This window comes from Desulfatiglans parachlorophenolica (assembly GCF_055394735.1).
In genome coordinates this window covers 1,777,568-1,792,001 of sequence record NZ_AP042460.1, presented here as the reverse complement: position 1 = coordinate 1,792,001, position 14,434 = coordinate 1,777,568, and the positions used below count along the sequence as shown (strand labels likewise).

Below are 14,434 nucleotides of genomic sequence, written 5' to 3'. Positions count from 1 at the left end.
GTTCTTGCGATGAAAAATATCCGGAAGGTACTGGCGATCACCGCGGGGGTGATCTGGGTGTTCGGGATCATCGGGTCGGCCGTATGGAGTCAGTGGCAGATGCGGCGCTCGCTGATGGTGTTGGCCGAATCGGAGGCCGCCGCCTCGATTGAGAAGGACGTCGTTTACCGCCGGTGGGTGTCCATGCATGGCGGGGTCTACGTGCCGCCGACGGAGACGACCCCGCCGAACCCGTATCTGAGCCATTTGCCGGAGCGGGATATCACCACGACGGATGGAAAGACCTTCACCCTGGTCAGTCCGGCCTACATGACCCGCCAGGTGCATGAACTGGGGCGCGAGCGGTACGGCCTGCGGGGGCATATCACGAGCCTGAATCCGCTCCGGCCGGAGAACGGGCCGGACCCTTGGGAGGCGGAGGCGTTGAAGGCCTTCGAAAGGGGTGTGAAGAAGGTCGAGTCGGTCGAGGTCCTGGACGGGGAGCCGCATCTCAGGGTCATGCGGCCTTTCGTGGTCGAGCAGGAGTGCCTCAAATGCCATGGGTCGGAGGGCTATCGGGAGGGGGATATCGGCGGGGGTATCAGCGTGTCGACCCCGCTTTCGGCGCATATCGCGGCGTTCGGCGACCATCGGATGCTGGTGGTTCTGGCGCACGCGGCGATCGGGATTTTGGGCCTCGCCGGTTTGTGGGGAGGCGCCGGGATCTTGAAAAAGTCAGAGAGGCGGCTGAGGCAGAGCGAGGAGCGGATCCGCGGCATCGTCGAACATAGCACCTCCGTCTTCTATGCCTGCGATGCGAAGGGGGTTCCGACCTATCTGAGCCCCCAGATCGAAACGGTGCTCGGGTACACGCCGGAAGAGGCCATGGCCCGTTGGGGGGACTTGATGACGGACAACCCCCTGAACCAGATTGCCGAGGAGCGGGCCGCGGCCGCTTTCGAGACGGGCGAGGCCCAGCCGCCCTATGAGATCGAGGCCGTGCACAAGGATGGCCATCCGGTCTGGGTGGAGTGCAGGCAGAGCCCTGTTGTCGAGGACGGGCAGGTCGTGGGGATGGCCGGTTCCTGGAGGGACATCAGCGAGCGTAAGGCAGCCTTGGCGGCGCTCAGAAATCGCGAAGAGCGTCTGAGGCTGGCCCTGGAAGCCGCTGGATTGGCCACCTGGGATTTCGATGTGCCGAGCGACACGGTGACCTATGATCGGCGCTGGTTTCGGATGCTCGGCTATGCGGTGGGCGAGATCAAACCCGATCTCCGCAGTTGGGAAGCGCTCGTCCACCGGGAGGACAAGTCGTATGTAATCGGGCGATTTCATGCCCACTTGGCAGGGATGACGCAGACCTACGAGACGGAGCATCAGCTCTGCCACAAGTCGGGCGATTGGATCTGGGTGCTGGACAGGGGGCGCGTGACGGAACGCGACCCCGAGGGGCGGCCTTTGCGGGTCTGCGGCACGCTGATGGATATCACCGCCCGCAAACACGCCGAGCGTATGACGCAGATCCAGCTCGATCTGATCGAATTCGCGGCCGACCACAGCCTGGATGAGGTGTTGAAGCACGCCTTGGACGAGATCAGCGCGTTTGTTCGGAGCCCGATGGCCTTTTTCGCCCTGGTGGCGGCCGACCAGAAATCCCTCTCGTTTCAGCAATGGTCCTCTTCGACCAGGCAGACATCTTGCCGGATAAAGGTGAAGCAACTGCACTACAGCCTCGATCAGGCCGGCGTCTGGGCGGATTGCGTGCGGGCGAAAAAGCCCGTGATCCACAACGACTACCGCGCCCTGCCCCGCAAAAAGGGGCTGCCGGAGGGCCATCCCGAACTGGTCCGGGAGTTACTGGTGCCGTTGGTGCGGAAAGAAAGCGTCGTCGCGATCCTCGGTGTGGGCAACAAGCCCGTGCCTTACACGGAAGAAGACGCCGAACGGGTGGCGTCCTTGGCCGATTTGACGTGGGAGACCATCGAGCGCAAGCGGGTCGATGAGAGGCTGCGAGAGAGCGAAGAACTGCAGGAGGCCATGATCGAATGCTCGCCTGTCGCGCTTTATGCGGTCGATCCGGCGGATGTCGTCCTTTCGTGGAATGCGTCGGCGGAAAAGGTCTTCGGGTGGAGCGCCGAGGAGGTCGTCGGGAGGCGTCTGCCCATCGTTCCGGAGGGAAAGACGGCCGAGTTCGATGCCATACGGAGGCGGGTCGTGGAGGGGGAGGTGGTCTCGGGCCTGGAGGTGGCGTGGTGGAAGAAGGACGAAGCGGTCTTCCACGGCAGGCTTTCGGTTGCACCGATCCATGACGTCCAGGGCCGGCTTGTCGGGATCATGAACAGCATGGAGGACATCAGCGCCTGGAAAGAGGCGGAAAGGGAGAAAAAGGAACTCGGGGAGCAGCTGCTTCAGGCGCAAAAGCTCGAGTCGGTGGGGCGTCTGGCGGGGGGCGTCGCCCATGATTTCAACAACATGCTCAGTGTGATCCTGGGCTATGCCGAGATGTCGATGGAGCAGCTCGAGCCGGGCAACCCCGTTGCGGCCGGGCTGTTGGAGATCCGGAAGGCCGCCGAGCGCTCAACCGTCCTCACGCGCCAGTTGCTCGCCTTTGCACGGAAGCAGATCGCGGCCCCGAAGGTGCTCGATTTGAACGAAACCGTCGAGTCGTTTTTCAAGACGCTGCGCCGGTTGATCGGGGAGAACATCGGTCTGGAATGGGTGCCGAGCAGGGAGCTGTGGCCGGTCCGGATCGATCCGGCGCAGGTCGATCAGATCCTGGCCAACCTGTGCGTCAACGCGCGGGACGCCATCAGGGATTGCGGGAGGATCCTCATCGAAACGAACAACGCCGTTCTGGATACGGCATACTGCAGGGACCATCCGGAGGTCGTACCCGGTCAGTATGTCATGCTCGCCGTGAGGGACGACGGATGCGGGATCGACAAGGCGGCCATGCCGTATGTGTTCGAGCCCTTTTTTACGACGAAGGATGTCGGCGAGGGGACCGGGCTCGGGCTGTCCACGGTCTACGGGATCGTGAGGCAGAACCGGGGCTCCATCGATGTGTGCAGCGAGCCGGGGGAAGGCACAATGGTCAAGATTTATTTCCCGCGGCATCGAGGCGGGGTTGCGGAGTTTCACAAAGGGGGGCGTGAGGAAGGCCCGATCCCCCGCGGCGGCGAAACGATCCTGGTGGTGGAGGACGAGCCGGAACTCCTGAAGATGACGAGCAGGATGCTCGAAGAACTGGGATACGGCGTCGTGGCCGCTGCGTCCCCCGATCAGGCGATCAGGCTCGCGCGCGAGCATGCAGGCAGGATAGACCTGCTCATCACCGACGTGGTCATGCCGGGGATGAACGGCAGGGACTTGGCGAAAAGGATTCTTTCCCTGGAGCCCGCCGTGCGGTGTCTTTTCATGTCCGGCTACACGGCCGACGTCATCGCCCAACACGGGATGCTCGACGAGAGGCTCGCGTTCATCCAGAAGCCGTTCAGCATGAAGGAGCTTGCCGTCAAGGTCCGCCGGTCGTTAAATTAAGCGAAAGGGGTCGGTGTGGGGTCCGCCGCACAGGGTGGGTGCCATGCCTGTTTCGAGATATGATGACAGCACTCGTCCTTATAGTTGTTCTATTGCTGGTGATGCACCTATTGTACCGCCGCCGGGTGCATGCGGCGGGGGAGAAGCTGCGTCGGTCGGAGGAGAAGTACCGCCTGCTGGTGGAAAACGCGAGCGACGGGATTTTTGTCGCCCAGGACGGCCGATTCGAGTTCGGGAATCCAAAGGCCTTGGATCTGGTCGGGTACGAGGCAAAGACGCTGCGGGGGCGCAGCTTCGTCGATTTCATCCACCCCGAGGACCGGGCGATGGTGGTCGAGCGGCATTTTCAGCGGTTGAAGGACGAAAACCCACCCGGGAGCTACTCCTTCCGGATCCTCCGCCAGGACGGTTCGGTTAGGTGGGTCAACCTGAAGACGGTGCGGATCGACTGGGAAGGCAGGCCCGCGACGCTCAATCTGCTCGAGGATTTCACGGAGAGGAAGGCGGCGCAGGAGGCGCTCGAGGAGAGCGAGCAGATGTATCGGAGCCTGGTCGAGCGCGCCAACGACGGCATCATGATCATCCAGGACGAGCGAATCGTGCTGTGCAACAGCATGTTCGCCGACTGGGTGGAACTTTCGAAGACGGAGGTCGAGGGCCGGTCGTTTATGGATTTTGTAAAGGAGGAGGACGCCTCCGTGGTCCTCGAACGGCACCGGAGCCGGATGGCCGGGAGGCCGGTCGAGGGGCTCCTCGAGGTGGAGGTTCCGCGGAGGGGCGGCGGGGTTATGCATGTGGAGATCAACGCCGGTCTGATCGCCTACAAGGGGGCGCCGGCCAATCTGGCTATCCTGCGCGACATCACCGAGCGCAAACAGACCATGACCGAACTGCGGAACAAGCGCGTCGAACTCGACCAGATCATCGAGGCCCTGCCCGACGCCATGGTCTACACCGATACCGGGCGGAGGATCCTCCGGGTCAACCCGGCCTTCACCCGGATCTTCGGCTGGGAGGCCTCGGAGGTGCTGGGCAGGTTGACGCGTTTTCTGCACCCGGACGAGGAGTCCTTCCTCGAGCACGGGAAGCTGCACTACAACCGGGAGGCCATCTATGTTGTCGATTCCTATGAGCTTGTGACCTGGAGGAAGGATGGCAGCACGTTCCTTGCCGAGGTTGTGGCTACGCGGGTGCGCGATGCTGAAGGGAAGATCGCCGGGTTCCTTTCCCTGGTGCGCGACATCTCCGAGCGGCGGGAGGCGGAGGAGCGAATCGCACACCTCGAAAAGCAGTTTTACATGGCGCAGAAGCTCGAGGCCGTGGGGAGGCTGGCCGGCGGGATCGCCCACGACTTCAGCAATGTGGTGATGATCATCGATTTCTATATCGATCTGCTGGAGAGCAGTCTGCCCGAGTCCGATCCGCTGCGCGCCAAGGCGGCGTGCGTCCGCGAGGCCTGCGGCAGGACCGCGCGGCTGACGCGGCAGCTGCTCGCCTTCAGCCGCGGGCAGGTCTTGCATGTCGAGTTCATGAATCTGAACGACCTGATCGAGCAGATGATGAACATGCTGCAGCCCATGGTGAGGGACGATATCCGGATCCGGTTCGTGCCGCAGAAGGGTCTCGAACGGATCGAGGCCAACCCGGGGCAGATCGAGCAGGTCGTCATGAACCTGGTGATCAATGCGCGGGATGCCATGCCGAAGGGGGGCGAGATCGTGATCGAAACGCGGAACGTGGAACTCGATGCCGCTTACGCGGCGCGGCATGTCGAGGTGCGGCCGGGCCGGTATGTGATGGTGGCCGTGAGCGATACCGGTTCGGGGATTCTGAAGGAGATCCAGGGGCAGATCTTCGAGCCGTTTTTTACGACCAAAGATCCGGGGTTCGGGACGGGCCTCGGGCTGTCGACCGTTTACGGGATCGTGAAGCAGAGCGGCGGGAACATCTGGCCTTACAGCGAGCCGGGGCGGGGGACCACCTTCAAGGTGTACCTTCCATTGGCGGCCGAGGGCGAGGCGCTGCAGCAGGCGGACGAGCAGCCGCTCGAATTCTACGGGTCCGAGACGGTGGTTTTGGTCGAGAACGAGGAGTGGCTGCTGGAGTTGGTCGAGTATATGCTCCAGGTGGCGGGCTACAAGGTCCTCGCGGCCGGGAACGGGGAGAAGGCGCTGCGGGCGGCCGAGGAGCATGGCGGACCCGTGGACCTGCTGCTGACCGACGTCGTGATGCCCGGCCTCAGCGGCCCGGAGACCGCCGAGCGGCTGCTGAAGATCCATCCGCGTGCGAAGGTCCTCTACATGTCCGGCTACAGCGAGGAGATAGTCTTCCGGGAGAACGGGGAGGGGGGCGAGAAGACCCCTTTCATCTCCAAGCCCTTCACGGCGGCCGAGCTGGCGCGCAAGCTGCGGGAGCTGCTGGGGGGCGCCCCTTCTGAGACAAGGGTCTGAGCGCCGGTTTCTCCGAACGGGTTCCCGGCGGTGTTTCAGGTCGTTTATCCGTTCAGAGCGTTTATCCGGGGAATCTGCGCGTAACACCCTGAAAGACCCCGCTCCGGTGCGATCCGCCGGACGTCGAAAAGACAGGAAAGCGCGGGAGAGAAGGACGTTCCTTCTGTTTCGGCGTTTGCGGCCCTGAGGCCTCGAATGCGGAAAGAGGAAGAACGTCCTTTTTTTGTTGTCGATGCATCTTTTCGTAGGCGGTGAGGGCCGTTGGCACCATAGCGGCCAGGTCGCTGACGTTGCCGGGGATCAACAGCATCTGCGGTTGCTAGGCCTCGAGCAGCCATTCCTGCAACCCCGTGACTCGGATCCATGAAGGGATGTCCAGTCCGCGCTCCACGCTCTCGGAAAGAATCAACCCATCGACCTCGCCCAGCATCTGCCTTCCCGCCGCCAAGCCTTTCAGCTCCCGCCCGATGATTTTCTTTAAAATAGTCTTCATACAAGGAAAATATATGTGAATATTTTCCTTAAATTAAGGAAAATGTGAAAAATCGGGTGGCGGCGATGAAGACCAGGAACCAGGATAATCCATTCTTAAGTGACTAAATTAAACGAAATTTAGTCACTTTGGACACCCATTTTCATTAAAATGTGGTCAGTAAACGGGGGCTGAAAATGGGTTAAGGTTTTTCACCGTATGGGCAAATACCGACTCCACGTCCCGGGGGTGAAAGGGATGAGCCGTTTCATAACAGTTTCCATCCGGAAATGGTCTTTTTGGCCAATCTCGGCGTCAATCTGCACGTTTGCTTGTGCGGCGACCCACAGGTCGCCTCCGCGCAAACGCTTGATTTCCTTGATATTGGCAAAAAATCCTCATTTCCGGATTGGAAACTGGGTTCTATAGGGAAATCATTTCCGGATGGACACCAATTAAATTCCGAATTGAACCATAAAATCCGTCGCTTCGACTACAGGCCTTAATTTGCGGTCTCGCTTTTCGATCTTCACGATACCGTAGCGGGCCATCGTTTTGAGCGTCCGCGACAGGTTGCTGCTGCTGCGCCCGGTCACCGCTTCCAACTCTTTGAGCGATTGAGGTTTATGTTTCAAAATGGTCTTCAACAGCCATTGGTTTTCATTGCTTAGAACCTGGGCCATGGACTGCAGCGATTCGAACCATATTTTGGGTTCATCCGGCTGTGGTTGGTATTCTCCGTTGGCGATGGCCAGGCTGCGCTTCTTGTAATCCTCATAGGACAGAATGCCGATATGGAGTACTTTTCGGTTCATTTTTCTACCTCTGATATTGGCTCATGATTCGGTCGACTTCGCGCCAGAAATCATCGAGCAACTCGCCTGCCGATTCGTATTCGTAAGGGGAAATGACATTGAATTCATGTTTGTGATCCCAGGAAATTTTCCTGGCGCCGTAGCGCTTGGTCTTGGGTTTGAAGGCGTGTGCATTGTCAAAGCCAAGCAGTCGCCGGTTGTTTCGGTCGTGCAAGGTCAAGCAATACCGGACTCCATGAGGGATATGGGGTTCCGGCGCGACCCGAAAAGCCTCGAATTTTGTCCAATAACCCTTATCCATAAAGAAAATCTCACCATCCAAATTCAGCAAGGTAGCAAGGCTTTCATCGTCCTCGGAAGGTCGTCCGATCTCCATGTCAAAATAGATTATCACCAGATGATAAGATACGCAAGCTTTTTTCATGAGCGTGGGCTGTTTGCTGTTTAGAACCTTGGCCGGTTGCTCCTGGGCCAAGCCCACCTGTTTGCGGATTTCGGCCAGGTTGCTGTGCTTTGAGTTCTTCACGGTGTCGGCATGGGGTCGCCCAAGGGCAGGGCTCGGAATCCGCAGCAAATTGACTCCGAGGGGCAGTGTTTCTTGCTCGTCTTCGGTCAGAAGTAAGCAGGATCAACGGGATACCCTCCAAGTTTATGTTGCAAATCCTTTTTACTTATGTATATTTGAAGAGGATTTGCACAAAGGAGATTCCATGAGTCGACAGCAACAGATACTGGAACTCGCCAGAACAAAAGGGATTATCCGGGCCGAGGATGTTGAGGCGGTGGGTATTTCCCGAAACTACCTGTACCGAATGCATAAGGAGGGGCTTCTGGAGAAGATCGCTGTGGGACTCTATACCCTGCCGGAAGCTCCTGTGACTGAAAACTCGTCTCTGGCGGAGCTTGCGAAAAGGCTGCCTCACGCCGTTGTTTCTCTTATTTCCGCCCTGAGCTACCACGGGATCACCACCCAGATCCCCCATGAGATATGGCTGACCATTCCGAGAGGCTCCTGGCGGCCGGATGTGGGATACCCACCGGTTAACCTGACCTATGTTTCAGGACCGGCCTATTCTTTCGGTATTCAGGAGCATGTCATCAACGGCGTGACGGTTAAAATCTACAGCCCGGCAAAGACGGTTTGCGATTGCTTCAAGTTCCGCAACAAAATCGGCCTCGATGTCGCCATTGAAGCACTCCGCGAGGCATGGCGCTCACGTAAAACCACCATGGATGAGTTGGTGGAAGCCGCCCGAATCGACAGAGTGTCGAAAATCATGCGCCCATACCTGGAGGCGACTGTATGAACCAGAACAAGAAAAACGTTGCCCATTCAATTTTTCAGCGGCTTCTGAACCGCGCCAAAACCAACAAGGAAGATTTCAATCTTCTGCTCTCCCGGTACGGCATGGAGCGATTCCTATACCGGCTCAGCGTTTCGCCCCACAATGACCGGTTCATTCTGAAAGGAGCCAGTCTGTTTTTGGTCTGGAAAGGACAGAATTACCGCGTCACGAGGGATGCGGATCTTCTGGGATTCGGCAATTCCGATATCGAACAGCTTGCGGACTTGTTCCGTGATATCTGCCGCATCGAGTTTCAGGGTGATGGTATGAGCTATCTGCCGGAATCCCTGAATGCGGAGGAGATCCGCGAAGACCAGGAATACGATGGAGTGCGAATCACTTTGGTCGGTATGCTCAATCAGGCCAGGATTCCTCTCCAGGTTGATATCGGCTTTGGTGATGCGATAACACCAGCCCCTGAACAGATTGAATATCCAACCCTTTTTGATGCTCCCCCGCCGCTCTTGAAAGCCTGCCCTCGATATACTCTGGTGGCCGAAAAGGTGGAAGCAATTGTCAAACTCGGCCTGGCAAACAGCCGGATGAAGGATTTTTATGATATCTGGCTGCTCTCCAAGCTCTTCTCGTTCGAGGGGAATGTTTTACGAAAAGCGCTGGCGAATACCTTCGACCGGCGGCGCACAACATTTCCGACGTCAACACCTTTTGCGCTCACGCCCGCTTTTTACGAAGACTTTCAGAAAACAGTGCAATGGACAGCCTTTATCAAAAAGTCAAAGCCCGATATTCCAGTTGGCGACCTGTCTGCTGTTATCGCCGACATAGCTGTCTTCCTCACACCTGTCATCGAAAGTCTGCAATCGAATGCTTCCTTTGATGATGCATGGGTGCCTGATCAGGGGTGGGGCCCGGAATCCGCAGCAACTTGACGCCGAGGGTCAGCGGCTCCTGCACGGCGGGCGAATGCCTCTATTTCCGCAAAGGGATCTCCCATTTCTTCATGTATTTCCAGACAGCGGTGCGGCTTACACCTAGGCGGCGCCCGACCTCGGCCTTGTTCCAGACGCATTCGTCGAGCAAGTTCATGAGGAGGTCGCGGGTGAGCGGTTTGGCAAACCAGCCGCTTGGCGCCGGCGGGCCCCCGTCCTTCAGGGGGGCGGGGCGGTAGGCGAAGCGGCGGATCTCGACCGGCAGGTCGAAGACGTCGATGTAGTCCCCGGCGCACAGGACGAAGGCGTGCTCGATGGCGTTTTCGAGTTCGCGCGCGTTGCCCGGCCAGGGGTAGTCCATCAGGATGCGCATGGAGGTCTTCGTTGCGCCCTTGATGACCAGGCCGGTTTTGCGGTTCTGCAGTTCGATGAAGTGGGTCACGAGGCAGGGGATGTCCTCCTTGCGCTCGCGCAGGGGCGGGATGAGGATCGGGAACACCTTGAGCCGGTAGAAGAGGTCCTCCCGGAAGGCGCCCTGCTGCACCTGCTGCAGGAGGTCCTTGTTGGAGGCGGCGATGATCCGGATGTCGATCCTGCGCTTGCGGGATTCACCGACCCGTTCGATCTCCCGCTCCTGCACGACGCGCAGGAGCTTCACCTGGATGAACGGGCTGATCTCGGCGATCTCGTCCAGGAAGATCGTCCCTCCGTCGGCCTCTTCGAAGCGGCCGACCCGGTCGCGGATGGCCCCGGTGAAGGCGCCTTTGACGTGGCCGAAAAGCTCGCTTTCAAGGAGCGTCTCCGAGAGCGCGCTGCAGTTGACGGTGACGAAGGGCATGCCCTTCCGGGCGCTGTGGTGATGGATGGCGCTGGCGACCAGTTCCTTTCCGGTGCCGCTTTCGCCCTGGACGAGGATGGTCGCCTCGCTTGCGGCGGCCGCCTCGATGGCCGAGAAGACCTGCTGCATGGCGTGGCTCTTGCCGATGATGCGGTCGAAGCGGTGGATCTCGCCGAGGCGCCGGGCGGCCTCCTCGGCCTCATGGCGCGCCTTCTGCAGCTCCGTCAGGTCCGTGACGGTCTCGACCACGCCCTTGATGATGCCTTGTTCATCCCTGACGAGGCGGGCGCTTTTGATGACCGGGACGTCGTGTCCCTCTTTGTGGCGCAGGAAGCACTCCCTGCCGTCGAGGCGCCCGTAGGTGAGGATGCCGCATTCCGTGATGCCGGTCGGACAGCTCTCTTTAAAGCACTCGGTGAAGTTCAGGAGGGCGCAGGGCTGCCCGATCGCCTCCTGGGCGCTGTAGCCCGTGATCCGCTCGATGGACGGGTTCCAGGAGGTGATCCGCCCCTGCTCATCCAGGGTGAACACCCCGTCCGCCATGGACTCGAGCAGCAGGCTCGAAAAGTTGGGATCCAGTGTTCGCATAGGCATTGAAGGCCGGGGAGGCCGGTGTTGCAATCCCGATTTCGCATGTCCGGGGAAAAAGAAGGTTTCCTCAGGTTGAACCATAAAAGCCAATAAGTAGTAAGTAACGTTACCGGGTTGCTTTGTCAAGCGGATCGCGGTCCGCGGGAAGCCCGATCCGGATATAAGGCACAATAATTGAGAGGGTTCAGGGGATGCAGGACCCGATCATGAAGGAGTTCTCCAGGTGGTAAAGGGCAGGGTGAGCATGGCCTCGGTCCTCATCTCGGTCTCGTTCATGCACATTATTCCAAAGGCCTTTTCGATGAACGGCTACGCCCCGTGCCATCTCTTCGGGGGCTATATGGGGCTCCACCTCTTCGACCTCCTTCCGCGGACCGAGCGGCTGGAGAAGCGGTGACGGCGAATGATCTTGACACGGTAAGTCGCCGTGAGTAGACTTAGTTCTGTAAACTAAATCAACCAGAGGGACTGATGCAAACCTACAATATCCATGAGGCTAAAACAAATCTCTCGCGTCTCATCGAAGAGGCGGCGCGTGGCAACGCTTTTATCATCGCCAAAGCCGGTAAGCCGATGGTCAAGGTTTTGCCCTTGTCCCAAGAGGAGCGGGGAGGTGTCGGGAGGCTCGGATTTTTGAAGGGTCAGATCTTCACGCCGGATGATTTCGATACGCTGGGGGCCTCTGAAATCCTCGAGCTTTTTGAAGGCCGAACAAGGTGAAACTTCTGCTGGATACACACGTCCTGCTTTGGGCGGCTGGCGAACCTGAAAAACTTTCCGCGAAGGCCCGTTCGCTGCTGTCATCCCCCGAAAACACCCTCCTTTTCAGCGCGGCGAGCATCTGGGAAATCGTGATCAAGCTGGGCTTGGGGCGGGAGGACTTCAAGGTCGATCCTCATTTGCTGAGAAAGATGATGGTTTTACACGGCTACATCGAACTCCCGGTTACGGCCGAGCATGCCTTGAGGGTTGACACGCTTCCGCTGCTGCACAAGGACCCCTTCGACCGCATCCTCATTGCGCAGGCAAAAACCGAAGGAATAACGCTCCTTTCCGCTGATGCGAACGTGTTGCAATATGAGGGGTCGATTCTGCGCGCGTAGCCCGGCCAGGGGTCGTCCATCAGGATGCGCATGGAGGTCTTCGTTGTGCCCTCGATGGCCAGGCCGGTGTTGCAATCCCGATTTCCCATGTCCGGGGAAAAAGCAGATTCCCTCAGGTTGAACCATAAAAGCCAACAAATAGTCAGTAGTGTCTATCCGGAAATGATTTCCCGGTACAACCCAGTTTCCAATCCGGAAATGAGGATTTTTCTTCACCGCTTCGCCGCTCAGTCCCACCGCTTCGCGGCGGGTCCCGGTTTGGCCAATATCAAGGAAATCAAGCGTTTGCGCGGAGGCGACCTGTAGGTCGCCGCACAAGCAAACGTGCAGATTGACGCCGAGATTGGCCAAAAAGACCATTTCCGGATGGAAACTAAGTAACGTTACCGGGTTGCTTTGTCAAGCGGATCGCGGTCTGCGGGAAGCCCGATCCGGATATAAGGCACAATAATTGAAAGGGTTCAGGGGATGCAGGACTTTGCAACGGCTTCGGCGGGCCGGCTTCGGGTGTCGACGGAGGGAGAGAGGATTGGGTTTGATCCCGGTCAAGACGGTGGGGGAACTCAGGGGGGCGAAAAATCACGGGCTGACGGTGGTTCATTTCGGCGCCCCTTGGTGTGCGCCCAGCTCCCTGCAGGACCCGATCATGAAGGAACTCTCCCGGTGGTACAAGGGCAGGGTGCGCATGGCCGCGGTCGATATCGACCGGAACCCGGACATGGCCGTGCGGCTCGGGATCGAATGCATTCCGACCATCGTGATCTTCCGCGATGGGATAGAGGTGAAGCGCTTCCTGGGGCTTCAATCGGCCGAGGTCCTTTCGGCCGCCATCCGTTCGCTTCAAGGTGCAAGGCAGGTTTGATCGGCCCATGGCACAAGTCTTGCTGTAGTATATGGGCAACAGAAACAGCGGTTCGTTTGCCATAACCTCTAACCTCTAACCTAAACCCTCCTGATTCAGGGCGGGGCATGCGGTCGAAACGTGGGATTCCGCATGCCCCGTCTCCTTTTGGACCTCCGGCGATGTAGCGTTACTTGATGCGTTACAGAACGTTATTAACATGAGGTAACGGTTTCCACGGGGAGCGGGTGGATCGCTGCGAGATGCCTCGAAAGGGGCGGGCGGGTGTATCCGCAGCGGATGCGGATCGGGGAGGGGCTGATCCTCTGTCCCATGGCGAGATGGACGGCGTGCGGGATCTGCACATTTCGAATCGCCGGCGCCGTGCGGGTTCGATCCATTTGAAATCGGCACGAATCTTGATGCGGAAGTCAGGCGGAAGGTCTATTCTTTTATGATGAATGGCGAAGGGATGATTCAATAGAACATCGATCGAGGAGGGGTTTACGATGCCTAGAGGAGACGGAACAGGTCCGAGAGGACAAGGGCCCGGAACGGGCAGAGGCCAGGGTGGAAGAAGCGGTGGGGGCGGTGGAGGCCGAGGCGGTGGATTCGGGGCCGGCCCGGGTGGAAATTGCGTGTGCCCCAGCTGCGGCGCGAAGGCTCCCCACGAACTGGGGATTCCATGCTACGAGCAGGTATGCCCGAAGTGCGGCGCGGCGATGACGCGCGAATAGGGGGGCTTGCCGACCGGGACGGCGACAACGAGAGGGAAGGAGATCTGTGAATGGGCTCAGTATCGTTTGCCGAGATCGCTGTGGTCTCATGCGGAACATTGAGTTTAGAGTTGAACCATTTGAGAAAAGAGGGTTTTCTTGATACGAAGCACCTCTTTTACACGACTCCGGGCCTTCACGAGGACTGCCGGGAACTCGAACGGCAGCTGATCGACCGGATCGAAAAGGCCAAGGAAAAGACGGACAAGGTCCTGGTCGTCTACGGCGGCAAGTTCTGCTACGTCAACGCGGACAACCCGACCCGGACGATGCGCACGATCATCGCCGAGCAGGGGGAGGGGGTGGCGCGGATCGAGGCCACGCACTGCATGGATATGATCGCCGGAGAGGCGGAGCGCGAGCGGATCGCCCGGGAGATGGCCGGAGGCGAGAAGGTCTGGTGGATGACGCCGGGCTGGATCCAGTTCCGCCACCAGGTGTTCAAGGGCTGGGACCAGGGTCTGGCGAACGAGAATTTCCCCCGGCACACGGGCGGGGCGATCGTGCTCGACGGCATCGGCTTCCTGGACGGCTATATGGCGGAGAAGCCCGAGGAGTTCCTGGAGTACTCCGACTGGATGGGGATCCCGATCCAACCCTATCCCATGACCCTCGACCGGTTCAAATCGCTGCTTCTCGATCAGGCGAAAAAGCTTCTGGCCTGAGCCGTGCCGTGGCAGCACAGCGGGCCGGGGAGGGGGCCGGGTCCTGCCCGGGTTCTCGACCGGCCCCTGCGCCGGTGTTGCGCGGCGCCGTCGCTGTCTTATCATCTCGGTAGGAAGACAGAATCGAA

At 59.3% G+C, this 14,434-nt stretch carries 15 protein-coding genes; 10 read left to right on the top strand and 5 right to left on the bottom strand.

Annotated elements, in window-relative coordinates; all coding sequences use genetic code 11:
- Window positions 1-9: 9 nt before the first annotated feature.
- Together ACZ500_RS08510 and ACZ500_RS08505 are read left to right on the top strand one after the other, a co-directional pair.
- Entirely contained in the window at window positions 10-3,519 is a 3,510-nt protein-coding gene (locus ACZ500_RS08510) for a PAS domain S-box protein (protein WP_464232079.1), read from the top strand.
- Window positions 3,520-3,578: 59 nt separating this feature from the next.
- A complete protein-coding gene (locus tag ACZ500_RS08505) occupies window positions 3,579-5,969 on the top strand; it encodes a hybrid sensor histidine kinase/response regulator (protein WP_464232078.1) in 2,391 nt (796 codons plus the stop codon).
- A 61-nt stretch (window positions 5,970-6,030) separates the two neighbouring features.
- Here ACZ500_RS08505 and ACZ500_RS08500 read toward each other — a convergent pair whose 3' ends face one another.
- Both ACZ500_RS08500 and ACZ500_RS08495 read right to left on the bottom strand, forming a co-directional pair.
- A complete protein-coding gene (locus ACZ500_RS08500) occupies window positions 6,031-6,279 on the bottom strand; it encodes a hypothetical protein (protein ID WP_464232077.1) in 249 nt (82 codons plus the stop codon).
- A 9-nt stretch (window positions 6,280-6,288) separates the two neighbouring features.
- Window positions 6,289-6,462, bottom strand: coding sequence for a hypothetical protein (locus tag ACZ500_RS08495; RefSeq protein ID WP_464232076.1), 174 nt, complete (start codon window positions 6,460-6,462; stop codon window positions 6,289-6,291).
- A 269-nt stretch (window positions 6,463-6,731) separates the two neighbouring features.
- Here ACZ500_RS08495 and ACZ500_RS08490 point away from each other — a divergent pair, with 269 nt between their 5' ends.
- The gene (locus ACZ500_RS08490) at window positions 6,732-6,947 is read left to right on the top strand and encodes a hypothetical protein (RefSeq protein WP_464232075.1); all 216 of its coding nucleotides are present in this window, start codon (window positions 6,732-6,734) and stop codon (window positions 6,945-6,947) included.
- On the opposite strand, the gene ACZ500_RS08485 is transcribed toward ACZ500_RS08490, so the two are convergent.
- Window positions 6,897-7,256: an HVO_A0114 family putative DNA-binding protein gene (locus tag ACZ500_RS08485; protein WP_464232074.1), complete on the bottom strand. Its 360-nt coding sequence runs from the start codon at window positions 7,254-7,256 to the stop codon at window positions 6,897-6,899. The genes ACZ500_RS08490 and ACZ500_RS08485 overlap by 51 nt on opposite strands.
- 4 nt (window positions 7,257-7,260) lie before the next feature.
- Window positions 7,261-7,782 (bottom strand): toxin-antitoxin system TumE family protein, encoded by a 522-nt coding sequence (locus ACZ500_RS08480; RefSeq protein ID WP_464232073.1) that lies wholly within the window; start codon window positions 7,780-7,782, stop codon window positions 7,261-7,263.
- A gap of 166 nt (window positions 7,783-7,948) precedes the next feature.
- On the opposite strand from ACZ500_RS08480, the gene ACZ500_RS08475 reads away from it, so the two are divergent.
- Both ACZ500_RS08475 and ACZ500_RS08470 read left to right on the top strand, forming a co-directional pair.
- A complete protein-coding gene (locus ACZ500_RS08475) occupies window positions 7,949-8,563 on the top strand; it encodes a type IV toxin-antitoxin system AbiEi family antitoxin domain-containing protein (protein WP_464232072.1) in 615 nt (204 codons plus the stop codon).
- The gene (locus tag ACZ500_RS08470; RefSeq protein ID WP_464232071.1) at window positions 8,560-9,492 is read left to right on the top strand and encodes a nucleotidyl transferase AbiEii/AbiGii toxin family protein; all 933 of its coding nucleotides are present in this window, start codon (window positions 8,560-8,562) and stop codon (window positions 9,490-9,492) included. Before ACZ500_RS08475 ends, ACZ500_RS08470 begins: the two co-directional genes overlap by 4 nt.
- 40 nt (window positions 9,493-9,532) lie before the next feature.
- Here ACZ500_RS08470 and ACZ500_RS08465 read toward each other — a convergent pair whose 3' ends face one another.
- Complete coding sequence (locus ACZ500_RS08465; RefSeq protein WP_464232070.1) at window positions 9,533-10,924, bottom strand: sigma-54 interaction domain-containing protein; 1,392 nt, start codon at window positions 10,922-10,924, stop codon at window positions 9,533-9,535.
- Window positions 10,925-11,144: 220 nt separating this feature from the next.
- Between ACZ500_RS08465 and ACZ500_RS08460 the strand changes: the two genes are divergently transcribed.
- The 5 genes from ACZ500_RS08460 (at window position 11,145) to ACZ500_RS08440 (ending at window position 14,306) form a co-directional block, all read left to right on the top strand.
- Complete coding sequence (locus ACZ500_RS08460; protein WP_464232069.1) at window positions 11,145-11,318, top strand: hypothetical protein; 174 nt, start codon at window positions 11,145-11,147, stop codon at window positions 11,316-11,318.
- Window positions 11,319-11,392: 74 nt separating this feature from the next.
- Window positions 11,393-11,641, top strand: a complete 249-nt coding sequence (locus tag ACZ500_RS08455) for a type II toxin-antitoxin system Phd/YefM family antitoxin (RefSeq protein ID WP_464232068.1) — start codon at window positions 11,393-11,395, stop codon at window positions 11,639-11,641.
- Window positions 11,638-12,024 carry a type II toxin-antitoxin system VapC family toxin gene (locus tag ACZ500_RS08450; protein ID WP_464232067.1) on the top strand — a complete coding sequence of 129 codons (387 nt, stop codon included), beginning with the start codon at window positions 11,638-11,640 and terminating at the stop codon, window positions 12,022-12,024. Before ACZ500_RS08455 ends, ACZ500_RS08450 begins: the two co-directional genes overlap by 4 nt.
- Window positions 12,025-12,553: 529 nt before the next feature.
- Window positions 12,554-12,886: a thioredoxin family protein gene (locus ACZ500_RS08445; RefSeq protein WP_464232066.1), complete on the top strand. Its 333-nt coding sequence runs from the start codon at window positions 12,554-12,556 to the stop codon at window positions 12,884-12,886.
- A gap of 766 nt (window positions 12,887-13,652) precedes the next feature.
- Window positions 13,653-14,306 (top strand): DUF1638 domain-containing protein, encoded by a 654-nt coding sequence (locus ACZ500_RS08440; protein ID WP_464232065.1) that lies wholly within the window; start codon window positions 13,653-13,655, stop codon window positions 14,304-14,306.
- Window positions 14,307-14,434: the final 128 nt, after the last annotated feature.

Bases quoted from the DNA above. Each gene is read 5' to 3' on its own strand.
- ACZ500_RS08470 (WP_464232071.1), top strand. From the start codon at position 8,560: ATGAACCAGAACAAGAAAAACGTTGCCCATTCAATTTTTCAGCGGCTT.
- ACZ500_RS08505 (WP_464232078.1), top strand. From the start codon at position 3,579: ATGATGACAGCACTCGTCCTTATAGTTGTTCTATTGCTGGTGATGCAC.
- ACZ500_RS08510 (WP_464232079.1), top strand. From the start codon at position 10: ATGAAAAATATCCGGAAGGTACTGGCGATCACCGCGGGGGTGATCTGG.
- ACZ500_RS08490 (WP_464232075.1), top strand. From the start codon at position 6,732: ATGGTCTTTTTGGCCAATCTCGGCGTCAATCTGCACGTTTGCTTGTGC.
- ACZ500_RS08500 (WP_464232077.1), bottom strand. From the start codon at position 6,279: ATGCTGTTGATCCCCGGCAACGTCAGCGACCTGGCCGCTATGGTGCCA.
- ACZ500_RS08485 (WP_464232074.1), bottom strand. From the start codon at position 7,256: ATGAACCGAAAAGTACTCCATATCGGCATTCTGTCCTATGAGGATTAC.
- ACZ500_RS08465 (WP_464232070.1), bottom strand. From the start codon at position 10,924: ATGCCTATGCGAACACTGGATCCCAACTTTTCGAGCCTGCTGCTCGAG.
- ACZ500_RS08455 (WP_464232068.1), top strand. From the start codon at position 11,393: ATGCAAACCTACAATATCCATGAGGCTAAAACAAATCTCTCGCGTCTC.
- ACZ500_RS08495 (WP_464232076.1), bottom strand. From the start codon at position 6,462: ATGAAGACTATTTTAAAGAAAATCATCGGGCGGGAGCTGAAAGGCTTG.
- ACZ500_RS08440 (WP_464232065.1), top strand. From the start codon at position 13,653: ATGGGCTCAGTATCGTTTGCCGAGATCGCTGTGGTCTCATGCGGAACA.